At 74.3% G+C, this 18,813-nt stretch carries 15 protein-coding genes; 5 read left to right on the forward strand and 10 right to left on the reverse strand.

Features of this window, described 5'->3' with window-relative positions; all coding sequences use genetic code 11:
• Window positions 1-152: 152 nt before the first annotated feature.
• Window positions 153-965: an inositol monophosphatase family protein gene (locus tag GXW83_RS26305; protein ID WP_182445551.1), complete on the reverse strand. Its 813-nt coding sequence runs from the start codon at window positions 963-965 to the stop codon at window positions 153-155.
• 93 nt (window positions 966-1,058) lie between these two features.
• Entirely contained in the window at window positions 1,059-2,213 is a 1,155-nt protein-coding gene (locus GXW83_RS26310; RefSeq protein WP_182445552.1) for a ferrochelatase, read from the reverse strand.
• A gap of 115 nt (window positions 2,214-2,328) precedes the next feature.
• Between GXW83_RS26310 and GXW83_RS26315 the strand changes: the two genes are divergently transcribed.
• Together GXW83_RS26315 and GXW83_RS26320 are read left to right on the forward strand one after the other, a co-directional pair.
• Window positions 2,329-3,564, forward strand: coding sequence for an MFS transporter (locus tag GXW83_RS26315; protein WP_182445553.1), 1,236 nt, complete (start codon window positions 2,329-2,331; stop codon window positions 3,562-3,564).
• On the forward strand, window positions 3,527-4,873 hold the full coding sequence (locus tag GXW83_RS26320) for a D-arabinono-1,4-lactone oxidase (RefSeq protein ID WP_182445554.1): 1,347 nt from the start codon (window positions 3,527-3,529) through the stop codon (window positions 4,871-4,873). The genes GXW83_RS26315 and GXW83_RS26320 overlap by 38 nt, the downstream gene beginning before the upstream one ends.
• Window positions 4,874-4,918: 45 nt before the next feature.
• On the opposite strand, the gene GXW83_RS34480 is transcribed toward GXW83_RS26320, so the two are convergent.
• Entirely contained in the window at window positions 4,919-5,914 is a 996-nt protein-coding gene (locus GXW83_RS34480) for a hypothetical protein (protein ID WP_225447262.1), read from the reverse strand.
• Between the two features lie 496 nt (window positions 5,915-6,410).
• Here GXW83_RS34480 and sepH point away from each other — a divergent pair, with 496 nt between their 5' ends.
• A complete protein-coding gene (gene sepH, locus GXW83_RS26330) occupies window positions 6,411-7,628 on the forward strand; it encodes a septation protein SepH (protein ID WP_182445555.1) in 1,218 nt (405 codons plus the stop codon).
• A gap of 93 nt (window positions 7,629-7,721) precedes the next feature.
• Here sepH and GXW83_RS26335 read toward each other — a convergent pair whose 3' ends face one another.
• The 4 genes from GXW83_RS26335 to GXW83_RS26350 form a co-directional block, all read right to left on the reverse strand.
• Window positions 7,722-8,561, reverse strand: coding sequence for a sulfurtransferase (locus GXW83_RS26335; RefSeq protein WP_182445556.1), 840 nt, complete (start codon window positions 8,559-8,561; stop codon window positions 7,722-7,724).
• A gap of 38 nt (window positions 8,562-8,599) precedes the next feature.
• Window positions 8,600-9,769, reverse strand: a complete 1,170-nt coding sequence (locus tag GXW83_RS26340) for an alkaline phosphatase family protein (RefSeq protein ID WP_182445557.1) — start codon at window positions 9,767-9,769, stop codon at window positions 8,600-8,602.
• A gap of 96 nt (window positions 9,770-9,865) precedes the next feature.
• Entirely contained in the window at window positions 9,866-10,456 is a 591-nt protein-coding gene (locus tag GXW83_RS26345; RefSeq protein WP_182445558.1) for a DUF5998 family protein, read from the reverse strand.
• A 94-nt stretch (window positions 10,457-10,550) separates the two neighbouring features.
• Window positions 10,551-13,403, reverse strand: coding sequence for a GNAT family N-acetyltransferase (locus GXW83_RS26350; RefSeq protein ID WP_225447263.1), 2,853 nt, complete (start codon window positions 13,401-13,403; stop codon window positions 10,551-10,553).
• 252 nt (window positions 13,404-13,655) lie between these two features.
• Here GXW83_RS26350 and GXW83_RS26355 point away from each other — a divergent pair, with 252 nt between their 5' ends.
• Complete coding sequence (locus tag GXW83_RS26355) at window positions 13,656-13,934, forward strand: HPr family phosphocarrier protein (RefSeq protein WP_182445560.1); 279 nt, start codon at window positions 13,656-13,658, stop codon at window positions 13,932-13,934.
• 51 nt (window positions 13,935-13,985) lie between these two features.
• Here GXW83_RS26355 and GXW83_RS26360 read toward each other — a convergent pair whose 3' ends face one another.
• Window positions 13,986-15,344 carry an aldehyde dehydrogenase family protein gene (locus GXW83_RS26360; RefSeq protein WP_182447572.1) on the reverse strand — a complete coding sequence of 453 codons (1,359 nt, stop codon included), beginning with the start codon at window positions 15,342-15,344 and terminating at the stop codon, window positions 13,986-13,988.
• Between the two features lie 230 nt (window positions 15,345-15,574).
• Window positions 15,575-15,748: a CsbD family protein gene (locus GXW83_RS26365; RefSeq protein ID WP_182445561.1), complete on the reverse strand. Its 174-nt coding sequence runs from the start codon at window positions 15,746-15,748 to the stop codon at window positions 15,575-15,577.
• A 323-nt stretch (window positions 15,749-16,071) separates the two neighbouring features.
• Between GXW83_RS26365 and GXW83_RS26370 the strand changes: the two genes are divergently transcribed.
• Window positions 16,072-17,880 carry an AMP-binding protein gene (locus GXW83_RS26370; protein WP_182445562.1) on the forward strand — a complete coding sequence of 603 codons (1,809 nt, stop codon included), beginning with the start codon at window positions 16,072-16,074 and terminating at the stop codon, window positions 17,878-17,880.
• Here the strand turns inward: GXW83_RS26370 and GXW83_RS26375 are convergent.
• On the reverse strand, window positions 17,867-18,793 hold the full coding sequence (locus GXW83_RS26375; RefSeq protein WP_182445563.1) for an alpha/beta hydrolase: 927 nt from the start codon (window positions 18,791-18,793) through the stop codon (window positions 17,867-17,869). The two genes, GXW83_RS26370 and GXW83_RS26375, sit on opposite strands and share 14 nt — an antisense overlap.
• Window positions 18,794-18,813 lie beyond the last annotated feature (20 nt).

Raw genomic sequence — 18,813 nt, forward strand, 5'->3', positions numbered from 1 at the left:
GCCGGACCGCCGACCGCGCCCTGCAGGGCGGTGGCCGGGTCCGGCACAAGTCACCCGGCGGTCACCCACCGTCCACCCGCAGTTCCCCGTCCCTGCTCTCCCCTGCCCTGTTTTTCCCTGTCTGCACGCCCGGCTTCAGTCGTGCCAGGCCTTCAGTCGTGCCAGGCGCCGAGTTCCTCCAGAGCCTGCTGCAGCGGCTCGAACAGCCCGGCGGGCGCGGCCACGGTCAGCTCGCCGGACGGCGCCCGGCCCGGCCGACCGCCGACCAGCGCGCCCGCCTCACTGGCGAGCAGGACCCCCGCGGCGTGGTCCCACGGATTCAGGCCGCGCTCGTAGTAGCCGTCGAGGCGTCCGGCGGCGACGTCGCTGAGATCGATGGCGGCGGAGCCGCCGCGCCGGACGTCCCGCAGCCGTGGGATCAGCTCGCGGGCCACCGCGGCCTGCTGCACCCGGCGCTCGCGGAGGTAGCCGAAGCCGGTGCCCACCAGGGCCTGCTCCATCGGCGGCGCGGTCCGGCAGCGCATGCGGCGGCCGTTCAGGTAGGCCCCGCCGCCCAGCACCGCGTGCGCGGTCTCGCCGCGCGAGGGCACCTCGACCACCCCGACCAGCGTCCGGCCGTCCACCTCGGCGGCGATGCTGACGGACCAGGAGGGAAGCCCGTACAGGTAGTTGACCGTGCCGTCGAGCGGATCGATCACCCAGCGGACGCCGCTGGTGCCCTCGGTGGCCGCGCCCTCCTCGCCCAGCAGGCCGTCCTCGGGGCGGCGCTCCATGATCAGCTCGGTGATCAGCTTCTCGGCGGCCAGATCCATCTCGGTGACCACGTCGATCGGGCTGGTCTTGGTTGCGGCGACGCCGAGATCGGCCGGGCGGCCGTCGCGCAGCAGCGCACCGGCCCGGCGGCCGGCCTCCAGGGCGAGGTCGAGCAGGTCCTGCGGGAGTGCGGGGTCGGTGAGCGGGGGCACGGCGACAGCCTCTCGGTCGGTGTCGGGGCGGTGTCGTTCGGTGGCGCTGGGCGGCGGGCGCTCTGCGCCCGGGCCGGTGGCGTCGGCGGCCGGTCAGTCGGTCCAGTCGGCCCCGGCGGCGGCCGGGAGCGGGTTGCGGGCGGCCGGGCAGCAGCCGACCGGGCACAGGTCGTGGCTCGCGCCGAGCGCGCCCAGGGCGCAGCGCGCCGGGTGCTCGCCGCGCTCGGCGGCGGCACGCTCCAGCACCAGGTCGCGGACGGCGGCGGCGAAGCGCGGGTCGGCGCCGACGGTCGCGGCCCGGGCGACCGGCAGGCCCAGCTTCTCGGCCTGCTCCCGGGCCTGTGTGTCGAGGTCGAAGACGACCTCCATGTGGTCGGAGACGAAGCCGATGGGGACCATCACCACCGCCGGGGCGCCCTCGGCGTGCACCGCCTCCAGGTGGTCGCAGATGTCCGGTTCCAGCCAGGGCGTCTGCGGCGAGCCGCTGCGGCTCTGGTAGACCAGCTCCCAGGGCCGGTCGGGGACGCCGGTGGCCTCGGCCACGGCCGCGGCGACCAGCCGGGCGGTCTCCAGGTGCTGGGCCACGTACGCCCCGCCGGGCCGGCCGCGCGCCGGATCGCCGGGGGCGCCCGAGGTATCCGCCAGCGCGTTGGGGATCGAGTGGGTGGTGAAGGCCAGCCGCGCGCCGGCGCGCACGCCCTCGGGAAGCTCCGCCAGGGCGGCGAGGGTGCTGTCGATCATCGGCTGGACGAAGCCGGGGTGGTTGAAGAACGTCCGCAGCTTGTCCAGGCGCAGCCCGGCCGCGCCCGGCGCGCCCTCCTCGCGCAGCTCGGTCAGCGCGGACGCCAGGTTCTCCCGGTACTGGCGGCAGCCGGAGTAGTTGGCGTACGCGCTGGTGGCCAGGGTGAGCACCCGGCGGTGGCCGTCCGCGGCGATCTCGCGCAGCGTGTCGACCAGGTAGGGGGCCCAGTTCCGGTTCCCCCAGTACACCGGCAGCTCCACGCCGTGGCCGGCGAAGTCCGCGCGCAGCGCCGCCAGCAGCTCCCGGTTCTGCGCGTTGATCGGGCTGACGCCGCCGAAGAGGAAGTAGTGCTGCCCGACCTCGGCCAGGCGCTCGCGGGGGATGCCGCGCCCCCGGGTGACGTTCTCCAGGAACGGCACCACGTCCTCGGGGCCCTCCGGGCCGCCGAAGGAGAGCAGCAGCAGGGCATCGTACGGGCGGGCGATCGGGGCATGGGCGGTTGACATGGGAACGATCCTGCCACCGCCCGACGCCGGGTCGCGGTACGACCCCCGGGGCGGGGAAATCGGTTGCCGCTGCACGTAAGCTGTGAACGTTCCCAACGTCCCTTACGGAGCACGTGTGCTGTCCACCTACCGCCGAATCTTCGACGCGCCCGGAAGCCTGGCCTTCTCCGCCGCCGGCTTCGTCTCCCGCATGCCGCTGTCGATGATCGGCATCGGCATCGTCACCATGCTGTCCACCCTGCGCGGCGACTACGGCCTGGCCGGGGCGGTGTCGGCGACGCTGGCGCTGTCCTCGGCGGTGCTCGGGCCGCAGGTGTCCCGGCTGGTGGACCGCCACGGGCAGGCCCGGGTGATCCTGCGGGCCACCGGGATCACCGTGGCCGCCATGGGCGTCCTGCTGCTCTGCGCCCACTGGGGCGCCCCGGACTGGACGCTGTTCGCCTCCGCCTCGGTGGCGGGCTGCATGCCGAGCATGGGCTCGCTGGTCCGGGCCCGCTGGGCGCTGATCTACCGGGGCTCGCCCACCCTGCACACCGCCTACGCGTTCGAATCGGTGATGGACGAGATCGTCTTCATCATCGGCCCGATCCTGTCGGTGGGGCTGTGCACGGCCGTCTTCCCCGAGGCCGGGCCGCTGGTGGCGACGGGCTGCCTGGCGGTGGGCGTGGTCCTGTTCGCGGCCCAGCGCCGGACCGAGCCGCCGCTGCACCCGACCGCCCACCACAGCGGGAGCGGCTCGGCCATCCGCACCCCCGGGCTGTGGGTGCTGGTGCTGACCTTCGTCGGGGTCGGCGCGGTCTTCGGCTCGGTGGACGTGGTGACCGTCGCCTTCGCCGACCACCTGCACCACAAGGCGCTGTCCAGCATCGTGCTGGCGGTCTACGCGCTCGGCTCCTGCGTCGCCGGAATAGTCTTCGGCGCGCTGCGGCTGCACGGCCCCTTGTCCCGGCGCTTCCTGGTGGGGATCATCTGCATGGCGGTGAGTATGCTGCCCCTCCTATTCGTGAAGAACCTCGTGGCCCTGGCGGCGGCACTGTTCGTCGCCGGGCTGTCCATCTCCCCGACCATGGTCACCACCATGGGTCTGGTGGAACGGATCGTCCCCGCCTCCAAGCTCACCGAGGGGATGACCTGGACCACCACCGGCCTGGCCGTGGGCGTGGCCCTCGGCTCCTCGGCCGGCGGGTGGGTGGTGGACGGCGAGGGCGCGGCAGCCGGCTTCCGGGTCACGGTCGCCGCCGCCGTCCTCGCCGCCGCCGCGGCGTTCCTCGGGGCACGCCGACTGCGGTCGGCACCGGAACAGGAGCGTGCAGATGTCGACGACGACCAGTGGCAGCACCAACCCGGCTAGCAGCGGGACCGGCAGCCCTGTGTGGACCAACTGGGCGGGCAACCAGAGCGCCCGCCCGCGCCGCAGCGTCAGCCCCGGCTCGACCGAGGAGCTGTCGGCCGCGATACGCGCGGCGGCCGAGGACGGGCTGCCGGTCAAGGCGGTCGGTTCCGGCCACTCGTTCACCGCGATCGCGGCCACCGACGGCGTCCTGGTCCGGCCGGACCGGCTGACCGGGATCCGCGAGGTCGACCACCGCGGCGGCACCGTCACGGTCGAGTCCGGGCTGCCGCTGGAGAGGCTGAACCTGCTGCTCGAGCACGCCGGTCTGGCGCTCACCAACATGGGCGACATCATGGTGCAGACCGTCGCCGGGGCGGTGGGCACCGGCACGCACGGCACCGGCCGCTCCTCGGCCTCGCTGGCGGCGCAGGTCAGGGCGCTGGAAATCGTCCTGGCCGACGGTACGGTCGCCACCTGCTCGCCGACCGAGAACCCGGAGCTGTTCGCCGGCGCCCGGCTGGGCCTCGGCGCGCTCGGCGTGGTCAGCGCGCTCACCTTCGGCGTCGAACCGGCGTTCCAGCTGACCGCGCACGAGCAGCCGATGGGCTTCGACGAGGTCACCGGCCGCTTCGAGGAGCTGACGAGCGAGAACGAGCACTTCGAGTTCTACTGGTTCCCGCACACCGAGGGCTGCAGCACCAAGCGCAACAACCGCAGCCAGGCCCCGCTGGCCCCGCTGACGCCGTTCCGGCACTGGCTGGACGACGAGTTCCTCTCCAACACCGTCTGGGAGGGCGCCTGCCGGGTCGGGCGGCGCTTCCCCAAGGTCGTCCCCGGGATAGCCAAGATCGCCAGCCGGGCCTGGTCGGAGCGGACCTACACCGACGTCTCCTACAAGGTCTTCACCAGCCCGCGCCGGGTGCGCTTCACCGAGATGGAGTACGCGGTGCCGCGCGAGGCCGCGACCACCGTGCTGCGCGAGCTGAAGTCGCTGGTGGAACGCAACGACTGGCAGATCAGCTTTCCGGTCGAGGTGCGGGTCGCGCCCGCCGACGACCTGTGGCTCTCCACCGCGAGCAGCCGAGACACCGCCTACATCGCCGTCCACCTCTACCGGGGCACCCGCGACCAGGGCTACTTCACCGAGGTCGAGAAGATCATGACGGCGCATCAGGGCCGCCCGCACTGGGGCAAGCTGCACACCCGGGACGCCGAGTACCTGGCCGCCGCCTACCCGCACTTCGCCGACTTCACCGCGCTGCGGGACAAGGTCGACCCGGAGCGCCGCTTCGGCAACGACTACCTGCGCCGGGTGCTTGGCGCCTGAAGCGCGCTGCGAGCGCCGGTCAGGGCCGCCGGTCAGGGCCGCCGGTCAGGGGGCAGCCGGTGCGGAGGGGGTCTCCGCTCCGTCGCCCGGTGCGCCGGAGCCGCCCGGCTGGGCAGGGTGGCTGTCGCCGGTGTCCGGCGCGGTGCTCGGGGTCGGGGTGGGCGTGCTGCTCGGGGTCGGGTCGGCGCTGCTGCTCGACTGCCCGCCGGTGGCGCCGCCGGATGCCCCACCCGCGTCCGGTGCTGACGGTTCGCCCGATCCGCTCGGCCGGTGGGCCGGGGCGGAGGCCGCGCCGGACGGGCCGGTGGCCGGATCGGTACCGCCCGAGCCGCCGGAGCCGCCGGAGCGGTGCACGGTGCCGCCGAAGGAGGTGCCGCTGCCCGGCTCGTCCTTGACGATGGCGGCCACCGGCTTGCCCGCGACCAGCTCCACCACCGTGACCGTGCCCATGGCCAGGACGAACACCAGAACGGCCATCAGCGCGTAGCTCTTGCGGCTCCGGGGCTTCCAGGTGGTGCGGCCCCGGTAGGTGGCGACCGACTCGTCCCCGGCCGGGGGTGCGACGGCCGCCATCATCCGGGTGTGCTCGCCGCCGGGGTCGAACGGGTCGAACGGCGCGGTCGAACCGGCGGCGGAACCGGCCCGGGCCGGGCCTGCCACGGACGGGCCGGTCGGCGGCGGGCCGGTAGGCGTCGGGCCGGTGGCGGTCAGGCCGGTGGCGGACGGTTCACCCTTGAGCTCCTCGAGGTTCAACTGTCGGCGGCGGCTGCGCGGACGCTGGCTCGGGATCGCGGACGGGGGCGTCGAGGCCAGGTCGCGCAGCTGTTCGCCGGTCCGTCTGAAGGCGTGCTGGAACAGCGCGCTGCCGGTGGTGGCACCGGCGCTGACCACGGCCGCACCCAGCAGCGTTCCGTAGACGCCGAGTTCGGAGGCGAGCACCGCGCCGGCCACGGCCGCCAGCGAACTCGCGGCCACCTGTGTGACGCTCAGGTCCAGGGACCGCCGCTTCGGCGGCCGGTCCGAATGATCCAGATCCTCCATCAATGCCCCTCGATATACGCCTTTCCCCATCTTGCACGAAGAACGACTAATCGAAGAAATGTCTGGTTCCACCCGGCCAGTAGATGTGAAGATGATCACTGTCCGCCGATCGGTCCGCCGCCATCGGAGTGGCGACCCTTGAGATTCCGGCGGTTCGGGGCAGACTGAGGACGCGAGCCGCCCCACCTGGATGCCACAAATGGAGTACCGTTCGTGGAGCCTGGCCGCGGGCCGCCTCGGCGTGCCACTCTGTTGGTGGATCTCCTGACGGACTCCACGAAGCGGGTGGGCGCGGTTGAGGTGCTCGTCCCGGGGCGGCCGCCAGGCGACACGCGACCGGGGCAGGACACGCGGTGCCGAGAGCCGGCAGTGCGCAAAGAGATAACCGTGCCATAACGGTGGGTCGCGGATAAGGGCCGACACACCGGGTAACTCTGCAATGCTGTGGCCCGTCGCCCGTCGGCAGGCCACACTCGTTACGGGAGCAGCGACGCAGGTGACGTCGGCAGGCACCACCCGGGAGGTAACCGTGCCCGAACTGCGTGTCGTGGCTGTCAGCAATGACGGCTCACGACTGGTGCTCAAGGCCGCCGACTCGACGGAATACTTCCTTCCGATTGATGAGCGGCTGCGTGCCGCCGTACGCGGCGACCGCCCCAGGCTCGGCCAGATCGACGTCGAGAGCCACCTCCGCCCCCGGGACATCCAGGCGCGGATAAGGGCGGGCGCCAGCGCCGAGGAGGTCGCCCAGCTCGCCGGAATCTCCGTGGAACGGGTCCGCCGCTTCGAGGGCCCGGTCCTGGCCGAGCGCGCCTTCATGGCCGAGCGCGCCCGCAAGACCACCGTGCGCCGCCAGGGCGAGAGCACCGGACCGCAGCTCGGCGACGCCGTCGCGGAACGGCTGCTGCTGCGCGGCGCGGAGAAGGACAGCCCGGTCTGGGACTCCTGGCGGCGGGACGACAACACCTGGGAGATCGTGCTGCTGTTCCGCGCCGACGGCCAGCAGCAGCAGGCCCGTTGGACGTACGATCCGCCGCGCCGGCTGGTGCAGCCGATGGACGACGAGGCGCGGTCGCTGATCGGCGAGACCCCGGAGCGGGTCGGCGAGGAGCCGACCTTCCCGTTCGTGCCGAGGATCGCCCGGCTGCCCGGAGCCGACCGGGGCATGGGCATGCGCCCGATGGCCCCGGAGCGTCCGCCGGTCGGCCGGATGGGCCCGGGCGAGCGGCTCGGCGCCGAGCGCCTGGGTGCGGACCGGCTCGGCGCGGAGCGGATGAGCCCGGACCGGCTGAGCCCGGAGCGGATCGGTGCGGAACGGCTCGGCTCCGAGCGCGGCGGCCCCGAGCGGGCCGTGCCGGAGCGGCTGGCCGAGCCACCGGCGGTGGCCGAGCCGGCCGCGGCCGCTGCCGCCGCCCCGACCGCCACCTCGGTCGAGCGCGACCCGCTGACCAGCCTGATGGACGTCGTCCCCTCCCAGCCCGCCGCGCCCAGCGAGGAGCAGACCGTCGAGCCGGAGGCCCCGGCGGCTGCCGTGGGGGCGGGCTCGGCGTACGCCGACATCCTGATGCCGCGTGCGGCCGCGCCGCACCGGGACCGGCTGATCGGCAGCACCGACCGGCAGGCCGAGGCCGACGGCGTCCGCCCCGGACGCCGTGCCGCCGTGCCGAGTTGGGACGAGATCGTCTTCGGGACCCGCCGCAAGAAACAGGAGTGACGGTCCGTCACTCACCCTGTGCGCATCACCAGGGCCCGCCCGCCGTCCGACGACGGCGGGCGGGCCTTTGCTGACGGTGCGTCAATGTTCCTGTCAGCCGCGCTCGGCGCCAGTGGCCACCGGGCGGTCCGGCTGCCCCGACCACTCGCTCCAGGAGCCCGGGTAGAGCGCACCGTCGACACCGGCGAGGTGCAGGGCGAGCAGTTCATGGGCGGCGGTCACGCCGGAGCCGCAGTAGACGCCGACCTCCGTGCCGGGCTTCACGCCGAGCGCGGCGAAGCGGTCGGCCAGCTGCTGGACCGGCCGGAAGCGTCCGTCCGGCAGCAGGTTGTCCGTGGTCGGCGCACTGGCCGCGCCCGGGATGTGCCCGGCCCGGGCGTCGATCGGCTCGGTCTCGCCCCGGTAGCGCTCGCCCGCGCGGGCGTCCAGCAGCACCCCGGTGCGGGCCAACGCGGCGGCGGCGTCCGCGTCCAGGGTGGGCAGCGCGCCCGGCGCCGGGGTGAAGTCGCCGTGCTCGGCGGGCGGGGCGGCCTGCTCCAGCGGCAGCCCGGCGGCGGCCCAGGCGGCGACCCCGCCGTCCAGCACCCGCACCCGGCGGTGGCCCGCCCAGCGCAGCAGCCACCAGGCGCGGGCCGCGGCGGCGGAGGTGGCCGCGTCCACGACCACGACCTCGCGGTCGGCCCGCACCCCGGCCCGGCGCAGCGCCGCGCCGAACACCTCCGGGTCGGGCAGCGGGTGCCTGCCGCGCGGGCCGGGCGCGGCGGCCAGATCGCGGTTCATGTCCACGAAGTGCGCGCCGGGGATGTGCCCCTCGGCGTAGTCCTGCTCCCCGGGCGGGCCGCCGAGCTGCCAGCGGACGTCCAGCACGGCGGGCGGGTGCTCGCCGTCGAGCGCGGCGGCGAGGTCGAGAGCGGTGATCAGCGTGGTGTCCATGGCGACATTCTGACGGACCGACGCGTCCCGGCGGCGGGTCAGCGGCGGACTTCGAGGAGCGGGACCAGCTGTTCCACCGGGGTCATCGAGCCGTGCAGACCGATCATCGCGGACTCCCCCGGCTCGCGGCGGGAGGCGATCACCGCCATGTCCTCCCGAGCGGCGGCCACCACGTCGCCGATCCGCTCGTAGACGCGGTCGTCGACCACCGGTCCGAACCAGCCCTCGGCGATGGCCTGGTCACGGCCGGCGATCCACATCCGGTCGCCCAGCAGCGCGGTCCAACCGGCCAGCACGTCGGCGGCGGCGCCGGGGGCGGCGTACACGTGCCGGGCCCGGCCCTCGCCGCCGAGCAGGGCGACGCCCGCGCGCAGCTCGGCGTCCTGGTCGAAGTCGACCCGGTCGCCGGGGGCGATGTCGATCATGCCGTGGTCGGCGGTGATGTAGAGGGCGGAGCGCGGCGGCAGCTGCTCGGCGAGGCGCTGGGCGAGCCGGTCCACGGCCATCAGCTGCCCGCGCCAGGCGTCGGAGTCCACGCCGTGGCGGTGGCCCATGGCGTCCAGCTCGCTGTAGTACGTGTAGACCAGCGTCCGTTCGTCCCCGGCCAGCCGCTCCGCCGCCAGGTCCATCCGCTCCTCGCCGGACAGCCGGCCGAGGAAGAGGCCGCCGGAGAGGGCGACCTCGGTCAGCGGCGTGTACTGGAACTTCGGCGAGGAGACCTGGAAGGTGGCCACGCCGGAGCGGTCGGCGAGCTGGAAGACGGTGGGGTAGGGCTGCCAGGTGCGCGGGGTGACGTGCGGCTGCCAGCGCAGCTGGTTCATCAGCCGCCGGTCGCCCGGTATCCGCACGGTGTACCCGGCCAGGCCGTGCGCGCCCGGCGGCAGGCCGGTGCCGACGGAGGCCAGGCTGGTGGCGGTGGTGGCCGGGAACCCGGCGGTCAGCGGGCGGCCGGTGCCCGCGAGCGAAGACTCCAGCAGCGAGGCGAGGAACGGCGCCTCGTCGGTGTGCGCCCGCAGCAGCTCCCAGCCGAGGCCGTCCACCAGGAAGACGCAGACCCGGTCGGCCGGCGGCAGCACCAGGCCGGTCGCGGGCAGCCCCTCGACCCCGAGCCCGGTGGCGACGGCGGGCAGCAGGTCGCTGAGCGAGGCACTGCCGTACGCGGGCGCGGGCGCGGAGGCGGGGTCGAGCGTGGTGGCGGGGGTGGTCATCGGCTCTTCTTCACAGGGTTCGCGGAGGCGTGCGGGGCGTTCCAGGGCGTGCGGGGGCGTTCGTGCGGGCGTCCGGCGGCTGCGGGGCCCGCACGGTCAGGCGCCCGCCGCCACCGTGGCCTCGGAGAGCGCGTGGGCGAAGGTGAGCGCCTGGGCGACCGTCTCCGGGCCGTCCCCGGCCTCGCTGACCCGCAACGACAGGTCGTCGGCGGTGGCCGAGCCGGTGTAGCCGTGGTCGGCCTCGCAGTTCGGGTCGCCGCAGGCGGCGGGCTCCAGGTCGATCCGGGAGACCGCGCCCCAGCCGATGGTCAGTACCACCTCGCGCGGCAGCGTGCCCGGGGTGTACGTCTCGGGGTTGGCGACGACCCGGCTGACGACGACCGAGGAGATCCGGTCGATGCGGACGCTCTCGGTGGAGGTGGTGGTGTACGGCACCGGCGAGGTGTCGTCCGCGCCCTGCTCGTCGGTGTGGCTGACGATGAACCGGCTGCCGGTGAGCACCAGCACCGTGACATGGCGGCGGACCTCGTTGGCGTCGAAGGTCGTCTCCTGGTGCACCAGGAAGGCGGAGACGGGCTCGGTGCCGACCGCCGACTCGACCGCCTCGATGACGAGGGTCGGATAGTAGCCGCTGCGCTCGATCGCGGAGCGCAGCCCCTGGGTGGTGGTCATGCCGGTCTTCGCCATGGCTCCATCCTGGCACGGACCGACGACACTGTGCGCCACCGTGCCGGTACGGGAGCGCTCCCCCGGCGCGCCCCGGCCGGGCCGGGCCCCCGGACTAGCCCAGGGCGCGCGGGCCGAGGTCGGTGCGGGCGGGCAGCCGGGCGAGCCGGACGGCCGCGCCCAGCACCGACAGCCCGCGCGGGGCGACCACCACCGGTTCGAGCTCCACCGAGGCGACCTCGGGGATGTCGTCGACCAGCTGGGAGACCCGCAGCAGCAGCTCCTCCAGCGTGTCGGTGTCCACCGGCTCCGCGCCGTGCCAGCCGAACAGCAGCGGCGCGGCCTTGATCTCCCGGATCAGCCCGGCCACCTCGCGGTCGGTGGCCGGGATCAGCCGGTGGGCGACGTCGCCGAGCAGCTCGGAGGCGGCCCCGGCGAGCCCGAAGGAGAGGATCGCGCCGACGGCGGGGTCGACGGTCGCCGAAATGTTGGTGTCCACCCCGCGCGCGGCCATCCGCTGGACGACCAGCCGGGCGTCCGGGCCGAGCAGCGCGGTGCTCTCCTGGTGCGCACGGCGCAGCTCGGTCTCGTTGGTGAGGTCGAGCCGGACCGAGCCCAGGTCGGCGCGGTGGCGCAGGCTGGGGCTGGTGGCCTTGAGGGCCACCGGGTAGCCCAGCTCGTCGGCGGCCCGGACGGCGTCCGCCTCGCCCGGCGCGGGCAGGGAGCGGACCACGTCGATGCCGTAGTGGCCGAGCAGCGCGGCGGTGGCGTCCTCGTCCAGCCGGGTGGAGCGGAGCAGCGGGGCGGCGGCGTCCGGGGCGGCGTCCGGCAGGGCGTCCGGGGCGGCTTCAGGGGCGGCTGGGCGGGCGTCGGTGGCGGTGTAGGTGTCGGTCGCGGTGCGGGCGTCGGTCGCGGTGAGGGCGTCGGCGACCAGCCGCCGGGCCGGGGCCTCGGCGATGCGTTCGAGCTCCGGGACGGTGCCCGCGTCGGCGGCGTCCCGGCGCCAGGCGGCGTAGCGGACGGCGTGGGCCAGCGCGCGCACGGCGCGTTCCGGGCGCGGATAGGCCGGGACGCTGCCGCGCAGGCTCTCGACCAGCTCCGGCAGGGCCAGGTGGATCAGCAGCAGCGGCTTGCCCGCCGCCGTCGCCTGGGCGGCGGCGGCGTTCAGCGCGTCGGCGAAGGGCGCGGTGTCCTCCGCGCCGTCCGCGCCGCCCGGGGTGAGCAGGCCGGAGCCGGGGAACAGCGGGAAGCCGCCGGTGCCGATCGGCGGGATGACCACCGCGACCACGGCGTCGTTGTCGTCGGCCCGGACGGCGGTGGCGAGCCCCGCCGCCAGGTCCTCCGGGGTGGCCCCGGTGGTGAGGTCCTGCGGCGGCAGCGGGCGCAGCCCGGCGCTGAGCGCCGCGTCGTGGGTGAGCAGGCCCAGGGAGTCGGAGTTGCCGACGACGGCGATCCGGTCGCCGCGCGGCTGCGGCTGGTGCACCAGCAGGTCGGCGGCGTCGTACAGCTCGGTGATGGTGTCCACCCGGATCACCCCGGCCCGCTGGAACAGGGTGTCCACGGTGGTGTCCGGGATGCGGGTGAGCGCGCCCGCGTGGCCTGCGGGGATGCTGCCGCTGTGGACCCCGCCCTTGATCACCACCAGGGGTTTGGCGGCGGCCAGCCGGCGCGCCAGCCGGGCGAACTTCCGGGGGTTGCCGAAGGACTCCAGGTAGAGCAGGGCCACCCGGGTGGCCTCGTCCTCCTCCCAGTACTGCAGCAGGTCGTTGCCGGAGACGTCGGCGCGGTTGCCCGCCGAGACGAACGAGGAGATGCCCAGGCCGCGCCGGTCGGCGGTCTCCAGCAGGGCGGCGCCGATGGCGCCCGACTGGCTGAAGATGCCCAGGCCGCCGCGGGCGGGCAGCCAGGGCGACAGCGAGGCGTTGAGGGCGGCCGCCGGATCGGTGTTGATCAGGCCGAAGGCGTTGGGCCCGATCACCCGCATCCCGGCCGCCCGGGCCTGGCGCACCAGCTCCCGCTGCCGGTCGCGGCCCTCCGCCCCGGTCTCGGCGTACCCGGCGGTGATCACCACCAGCCCCTGCACGCCGTGCGCCCCGCAGGCGGCGACCACGGCCGGGACCTCGTCGGCCGGGACGGCCACCACGGCCAGGTCCACCGGCTCGGCGATGTCGCCGATCGACGCGTACACCGGCACGCCGTCGAAGTCGGAGCCGGCCGCCCGGCGGTTGACCGCGTACAGCGCGCCGGTGAACCCGGCCCGGCCCAGGTTGCGCAGGACGCTGCGGCCCACGCCCACAGCGCCGCGCCCGGCGCCGACCACGGCGACCGAGCGGGGCGCGAGCAGCCGCTTGGTGGAGAGCGCCTCGGCGCGGTGCTCGCGGGAGCGCATCACCGCCAGCGACTTCTCGGTGGGCTCCAGATCCAGCTCGAAGTGCATCACGCCGTCGGCGAAGCTGTGGTTCTGGGTGTATCCGGCGTCGGTGAAGACCTTGCCCATCTTGCGGTTGTCGGGCAGCACCTCGGCGATGAAGCGGCGGATGCCGCGCTCCCGGGCGACGGCGGCGATGTGTTCGAGCAGCACCGAGGCGACGCCCCGGCCCTGGTGGCCGTCCTGGACCAGGAAGGCGACCTCGGCGTCGGTCCCGCTGCCGGAGGGGCGTCCGCGCTCGTCGATCCGGTCGAAGCGGACGGTGGCGATGAACTCGTCCCGGACCAGGGCGGCCAGGCCGACCCGGTTGACGTAGTCATGATGGGTGAACAGCCGGACGTCGCGCGCGGAGAGCGTGGGGTAGGGCGCGAAGAAGCGGAAGTACTTCGACTGGTCGGAGACCCCGGCGTAGAAGGCGACCAGCCGGTCGGCGTCGTCGGGGGTGATCGGCCGGACCCGGGCGGTGCCGCCGTCGCGCAGCACGACATCGGCCTCCCAGTGGACGGGCGCCGTGTCGGGTGGGTCGCTGGCCGGGTACACATGCGTCAGGCTACGTCTTCGGCGCGGGGTCCGCGTGGGGTCCGCGTCCGGGTCCGCGTCCGGATCCGCGTGCGGGTCCTTGCGGGAATCCGCGTGCGGGAGGGAGGAGGGCCGGGCACAGTGGGGGCACATCCGGTTCGTCCGGGCCGGCGCCGCGCACCCCCACCCGCCCTCGCTCACCCGTTCGGACCACGCTCTCGGACGTCGCCGCCCCGCACCTCTCCTCGTGTCTCCTCGTGAAAGGCACCCACCATGGCCGAGCGCCACGTGACCATCGGCTGGCCCGAGGGCCTGCACGCCCGCCCCGCCTCCGTCTTCGTCCGCGCGGCCGGGGCCGTCGGCATCCCGGTGACCATCGCCAAGGCAGGCGGAACCCCGGTGAACGCCGCCTCGATGCTGGCGCTGCTCGGCCTCGGCGCGGAGGCGGGCGAGGAGGTGGTGCTCGCCTCGGACGCCGAGGGCGCGGACAGCGCACTGGACCGGCTGGCGCGGCTGGTCGGCGAGGGCCTCAGCGAGCTGCCCCCGGCCTGACCCGGCCGCGCCGCCGTACGGCTGCGCCGGGCGCCGTACGGCTGCGCCGCCTCAGGCGCTCAGCGGCTTCTCCAGGACCGCCTTGCGGTGGCTGAAGGTCTCGATCGAGTAGCGGCCGTGGTAGTTGCCCGTGCCGCTCTCCCCCACGCCGCCGAACGGCAGGTCGGAGACGGTGAGGTGGGCGAGCGGCAGGCCGTAGCCCAGGCCGCCGGAGGAGGTCTCGGCGGCGAACCGGTCCCGGGTGGTGGCGGACTCGGTGAAGACGTACAAGGCGAGGGGCTTGTTCCGCTCGCTGATGTAGTCGATCGCCTCGTCCAGGCCCGGCACCGTGACGATCGGCAGGATCGGTCCGAAGATCTCCTCCTGCATCACCGGCGACTCGGGGGCGACGTCGGCGAGGACGGTCGGGGCGATGTACTTGGTCGCCCGGTCGGTGTCGCCGCCGATGACCACCCGTCCGGAGTCGAGCAGCCCGGAGAGCCGGTCGAAGTGCCGCTCGTTGATGATCCGCCCGTACTCGCCGGAGGCCGCCGGGTCGGAGCCGTAGAGGGATTCCACCGCGCGGGCGAGGGCGGGCTCCAGGGCGCGGGCGGTCTCCAGGTCGGTCAGCACGTAGTCGGGGGCGACGCAGGTCTGCCCCGCGTTGAGGAACTTGCCGGACGCCAGGCGCCCGGCCACGACCGCCAGGTCGGTGTCGCGGTCGACGAACGCCGGGGACTTGCCGCCCAGTTCGAGCGTGACCGGGGTGAGGTGCTCGGCGGCGGCCCGCATCACGACCCGGCCGACCGTGCCGTTGCCGGTGTAGAAGATGTGGTCGAAGCGCTCCTCGAGCAGCGCCGTGGTCTCCGGGACGCCGCCCTCGACGACGGCGACCGCCTCGGTGTCCAGGTACTGCCGCAGCAGCCGGGCCAGCACGGCGGAGGTGGCCGGGGCCAGCTCGCTCGGCTTGGCGACCACCGCGTTGCCCGCGGCCAGCGCGCCGAGCATGGGGGTCAGCAGCAGCTGCACCGGGTAGTTCCAGGGGGCGATCACCAGGACGACGCCCAGCGGATCGTACTGCGTCCAGGCCCGCGCGTCGTCCCCGAGGCGGGCCGGAACCGGGGCGGGCTCGGGGCGCAGCCAGGTTTCCAGGTGCTCCAGGGTGTGGTCGATCTCGCGCACCGTGAAGTCGATCTCCGTGCGGTGCGCCTCGGTGGAGCTCTTGCCGAGGTCGGCATGGAGCGCCGCGGCCACGTCGGCGCCGTGCTCGGTGAGCATCTCGCGCAGGCGGCGCAGCTGGGCGGTACGCCATTCGACCGGCTTGGTGCGGCCGGTGCCGAAGGCTGCGCGCAGCCGGGCCACGATCTCGGCGGGCTTTTCGGGGGTGGGCTGGTTCACGGTGCCTCGATCTCGATGCGGAGTCGGCTTGATCTTCACGAATGGTCTTCATGGTTGATCTTCACGAGCAACTTAACTCGATGTACTTACCAACCTTTCGCCCATGCGGGGGCATTCCCGTTTCGGCGGAGGGATCTCCGGCGAGGGCGCGCGGTCGGCCGGTCATGCCGTACTCCAGCCCTACCACGCGGACGGCGCTGTCGCCCGGCGCAGCGCTGCGGGGCTCCCCCCGAACCGGGAGGAGCCCCGCGAGGCGCAGCATCTCAGTGCTTGAAGACGTCCTTGATCTTCTCGCCGGCCTGCTTGGCGTCGCCCTTGACCTGGTCGCCCTTGCCTTCGGCCTCGAGGCGCTCGTTGCCGGTCGCCTTGCCGGCGGCCTCCTTGACCTTGCCCTTGGCCTTCTCGCCCATGTTGGCGGCCTTGTCGTCCGTACCCATGATGCTCTCCTCACGTCCACGACGATCATCGTCCTGTGACCGCGCCTACCCCGTCAGCGGCGGACCACCGCGAACCGGCCCCACGAATCCCTCCGCGAGCCGCTTCCGTGCCCGCTGCCGCGCCCCCATCGCCTGCGCGACGGTTCCGACACAGCGCCTGGGCCGGCGTCTGCCGGATAACGTAGGTGCAGGAAGCAGGGCAGGGGCCGCGAAAGCCTTGCCCGCGGCCTCAGCCACGCCTACCGTGCCGCTCGACCACCGCCGGACCGAGCCGGACCGAGCCGGACCGACAGAGCGGCCGGGCACAGACAGGGGACGAACGCATGGCACCGAGCACCACGGCTCCACGGGATTCCGCCGCGTACCGCGACTTCCGCGCCGCCCGCGACCACCTCCTGCGGCACCGCGGCGACCTGGAGGCAGCCCGGGACTTCCCGCGCCCTTCGGGCGAGTACTTCAACTGGGCCCTGGACTGGTGCGACGTGCAGGCCGAGGACAACCACGCGGTGGGCCTGCGCGTGGTCGACCTGGACGCGGACGGCTCGCTGCTCGGCGAGACCGCGCTGACCTTCGCCGAGCTGCGGGAGCGCTCCGACCGCACGGCCGGGTGGCTGCGCGCCCAGGGCGTGGCCCGGGGGGACCGGGTGCTGCTGCTGCTCGGCAACCGGGTGGCGCTGTGGGAGGTGATGCTCGCGGCGATCAAGCTGGGCGCGGTGGTCATCCCGGCCAGCACCCTGCTCTCCCCGCACGACCTGGCCGACCGGCTGGACCGCGGCCGGGTGCGGCATGTGATCGCCGAGTCCCCGCTCACCCCCGGCTTCGCCGGCCAGGAGGGCGACTGGAGCCGGATCGCGGTCGGCGAACCCGTCCCCGGTTGGCTCGACTACGCCGAGGCAGCGGGCTTCAGTGCTGACTTCACGCCGAACGGGCCCACCCGGGCCGAGGATCCGCTGCTGCTGTACTTCACCTCCGGCACCACCAGCCGGCCCAAGCTGGTGGAGCACACCCACCGCTCGTACCCGGTGGGCCACCTGTCCACCATGTACTGGATCGGGCTGCGCCCGGGGGACGTCCACCTCAACGTCTCCTCGCCCGGCTGGGCCAAGCACGCCTGGAGCAACTTCTTCGCGCCCTGGAACGCCGGGGCCGAGATCCTGATTGTCAATCAGCCCCGGTTCTCCGCAGGGCCGTTGCTCGACGCCCTGGTCCGCTGCCAGGTCACCTCGTTCTGCGCGCCGCCCACGGTGTGGCGGATGCTGCTGCTGGAGGACCTGACCCGGTGGCAGCCGCCGCTGCGCGAACTCGTCGGAGCCGGCGAGCCGTTGAACCCGGAGGTGGTGCAACGGATCGAGCGGGCCTGGGGGGTGGCCCTGCGGGACGGCTACGGGCAGACCGAGACCAGCGCGCAGATCGGCAACACGCCGGGCCAGCCGGTCAAGCCGGGCTCCATGGGCCGCCCGCTGCCCGGCTACAGCGTGGTCCTGGTGGACCCGGTGACCGGCGCCGAGATCACCGACGAGGGGGTCGCGGGCGAGTTGTGCCTGCCCCTGGCGAGCGCGCCGCTGGGCCTGATGACCGGCTACCAGGGCGACCCCGAGCGCCAGGCCGAGTCCATGGCCGGCGACCGCTACCACACCGGGGACGTGGCCTTCCGCGACGCCGACGGCTACTACACCTTCGTGGGCCGGGGCGACGAGGTGTTCAAGAGCAGCGACTACCGGCTTTCGCCCTTCGAGCTGGAGAGCGTGCTGATCGAGCACCCGGCGGTGGCCGAGGCCGCGGTCGTCCCCTCCCCCGATCCGCTGCGGCTCTCCGTGCCCAAGGCGTACGTCGTGCTGGCCCCGGGCCACGCGCCCGACGCCGAGACCGCCCGCTCCATCCTCGCCTGGGCCCGCACCCGGCTCGCCCCCTACAAGCGCATCCGCCGCCTGGAATTCTCCGACCTCCCCAAGACCATCTCCGGCAAGATCCGCCGCGTCGAACTACGGGACCGCGAACAGGAGTTGCACCACGCCGGGCCCGAACTCCCCGGCTCCGACACCCTTGCGGCCCCCGCCGCCGCGGCCCCGGCCCCGGCCCGGGGCGAACGGGAGTTCTGGGAGGAGGACTTCCCCGGCCTCAAGGACGCCTGACGGGTTCTGCGCCGGGCACCCGGACGTGCTGCGTGAGGAAGAGGGCCGCCCGGTCCAGTGCCTGGTCGGCCTCGTCGAGGACACCGGCGAAGGCCTGGAACACGTGGGGCACGTCGGCGGTGACGTCGAGGATCACGTCCACCCCGGCGGCCCGGGCGCGGGCGGCCAGGCGGGTGGAGTCGTCCAGCAGCATCTCGTTGCCGCCCGCCTGGAGCAGCATCGGCGGGAAGCCGGTCAGGTCGGCGAGGACGGCGGGGCTGAGCATGGGCTGGTACGGGTCGGCTCCGGCCAGGTACATGGCCCCGGTGTGCCCCAGGCTCTCGCGGGTGAAGAACGGATCGACGCCCGCCTTGGCGTCCATGGACTCACCCGTTCGGGTGGCGTCCAGGCCGGGCGAGAAGGCCACGATCGCGGCGGGCATCGGCAGGCCCGCCTCGCGGGCGGCGAGGCAGGTGGTGACGCTGAGCCCGCCGCCGGCGGAGTCGCCGGCGAAGGCGATGGCCGCGGGGTCCTCGCCGCTGTCGAGGAGGGCGCGGTAGGCGCTCAGCGTGTCCTCGACGGCGGCCGGGAACGGATGCTCGGGGGCGAGCCGGTAGTCCGGCGAGTACGCCCGGAACCCGGTCCTGGCCACCAGGTTCCCGGTCAGCGACATCGCCGTCTCCGGGGAGCCGAAGACGAAGCCGCCGCCGTGGAAGTACAGGATCGTCCCGCCGGTGCGCGTCCGGCCGCCCGGCTCGACGTACAGCGTCGGCCGGTCGCCGAGCGTCGTCGGCGTGGTGCGCAGGCCGTCCGGGACGGCCACCTCGGCCATCATCGCCCGGAATCCGGCCCGGATCGCCTCGACCGACTGGGGGCCGTCGGGCCGGGGCTGCCGCACCATCGCGTCGATCCGCGCGCGCTGTTCCTTGCTCATGGTGTCCACTCCTGCCGAAG

This window comes from Streptacidiphilus sp. PB12-B1b (assembly GCF_014084125.1).
GTDB lineage: Bacteria > Actinomycetota > Actinomycetes > Streptomycetales > Streptomycetaceae > Streptacidiphilus.

Bases quoted from the DNA above. Each gene is read 5' to 3' on its own strand.
- GXW83_RS26355 (WP_182445560.1), top strand. From the start codon at position 13,656: ATGGCCGAGCGCCACGTGACCATCGGCTGGCCCGAGGGCCTGCACGCC.
- GXW83_RS26345 (WP_182445558.1), bottom strand. From the start codon at position 10,456: ATGGCGAAGACCGGCATGACCACCACCCAGGGGCTGCGCTCCGCGATC.
- GXW83_RS26340 (WP_182445557.1), bottom strand. From the start codon at position 9,769: ATGACCACCCCCGCCACCACGCTCGACCCCGCCTCCGCGCCCGCGCCC.
- GXW83_RS26335 (WP_182445556.1), bottom strand. From the start codon at position 8,561: ATGGACACCACGCTGATCACCGCTCTCGACCTCGCCGCCGCGCTCGAC.
- GXW83_RS26370 (WP_182445562.1), top strand. From the start codon at position 16,072: ATGGCACCGAGCACCACGGCTCCACGGGATTCCGCCGCGTACCGCGAC.
- GXW83_RS26365 (WP_182445561.1), bottom strand. From the start codon at position 15,748: ATGGGTACGGACGACAAGGCCGCCAACATGGGCGAGAAGGCCAAGGGC.
- GXW83_RS26310 (WP_182445552.1), bottom strand. From the start codon at position 2,213: ATGTCAACCGCCCATGCCCCGATCGCCCGCCCGTACGATGCCCTGCTG.
- GXW83_RS26320 (WP_182445554.1), top strand. From the start codon at position 3,527: ATGTCGACGACGACCAGTGGCAGCACCAACCCGGCTAGCAGCGGGACC.
- GXW83_RS26375 (WP_182445563.1), bottom strand. From the start codon at position 18,793: ATGAGCAAGGAACAGCGCGCGCGGATCGACGCGATGGTGCGGCAGCCC.
- GXW83_RS34480 (WP_225447262.1), bottom strand. From the start codon at position 5,914: ATGGAGGATCTGGATCATTCGGACCGGCCGCCGAAGCGGCGGTCCCTG.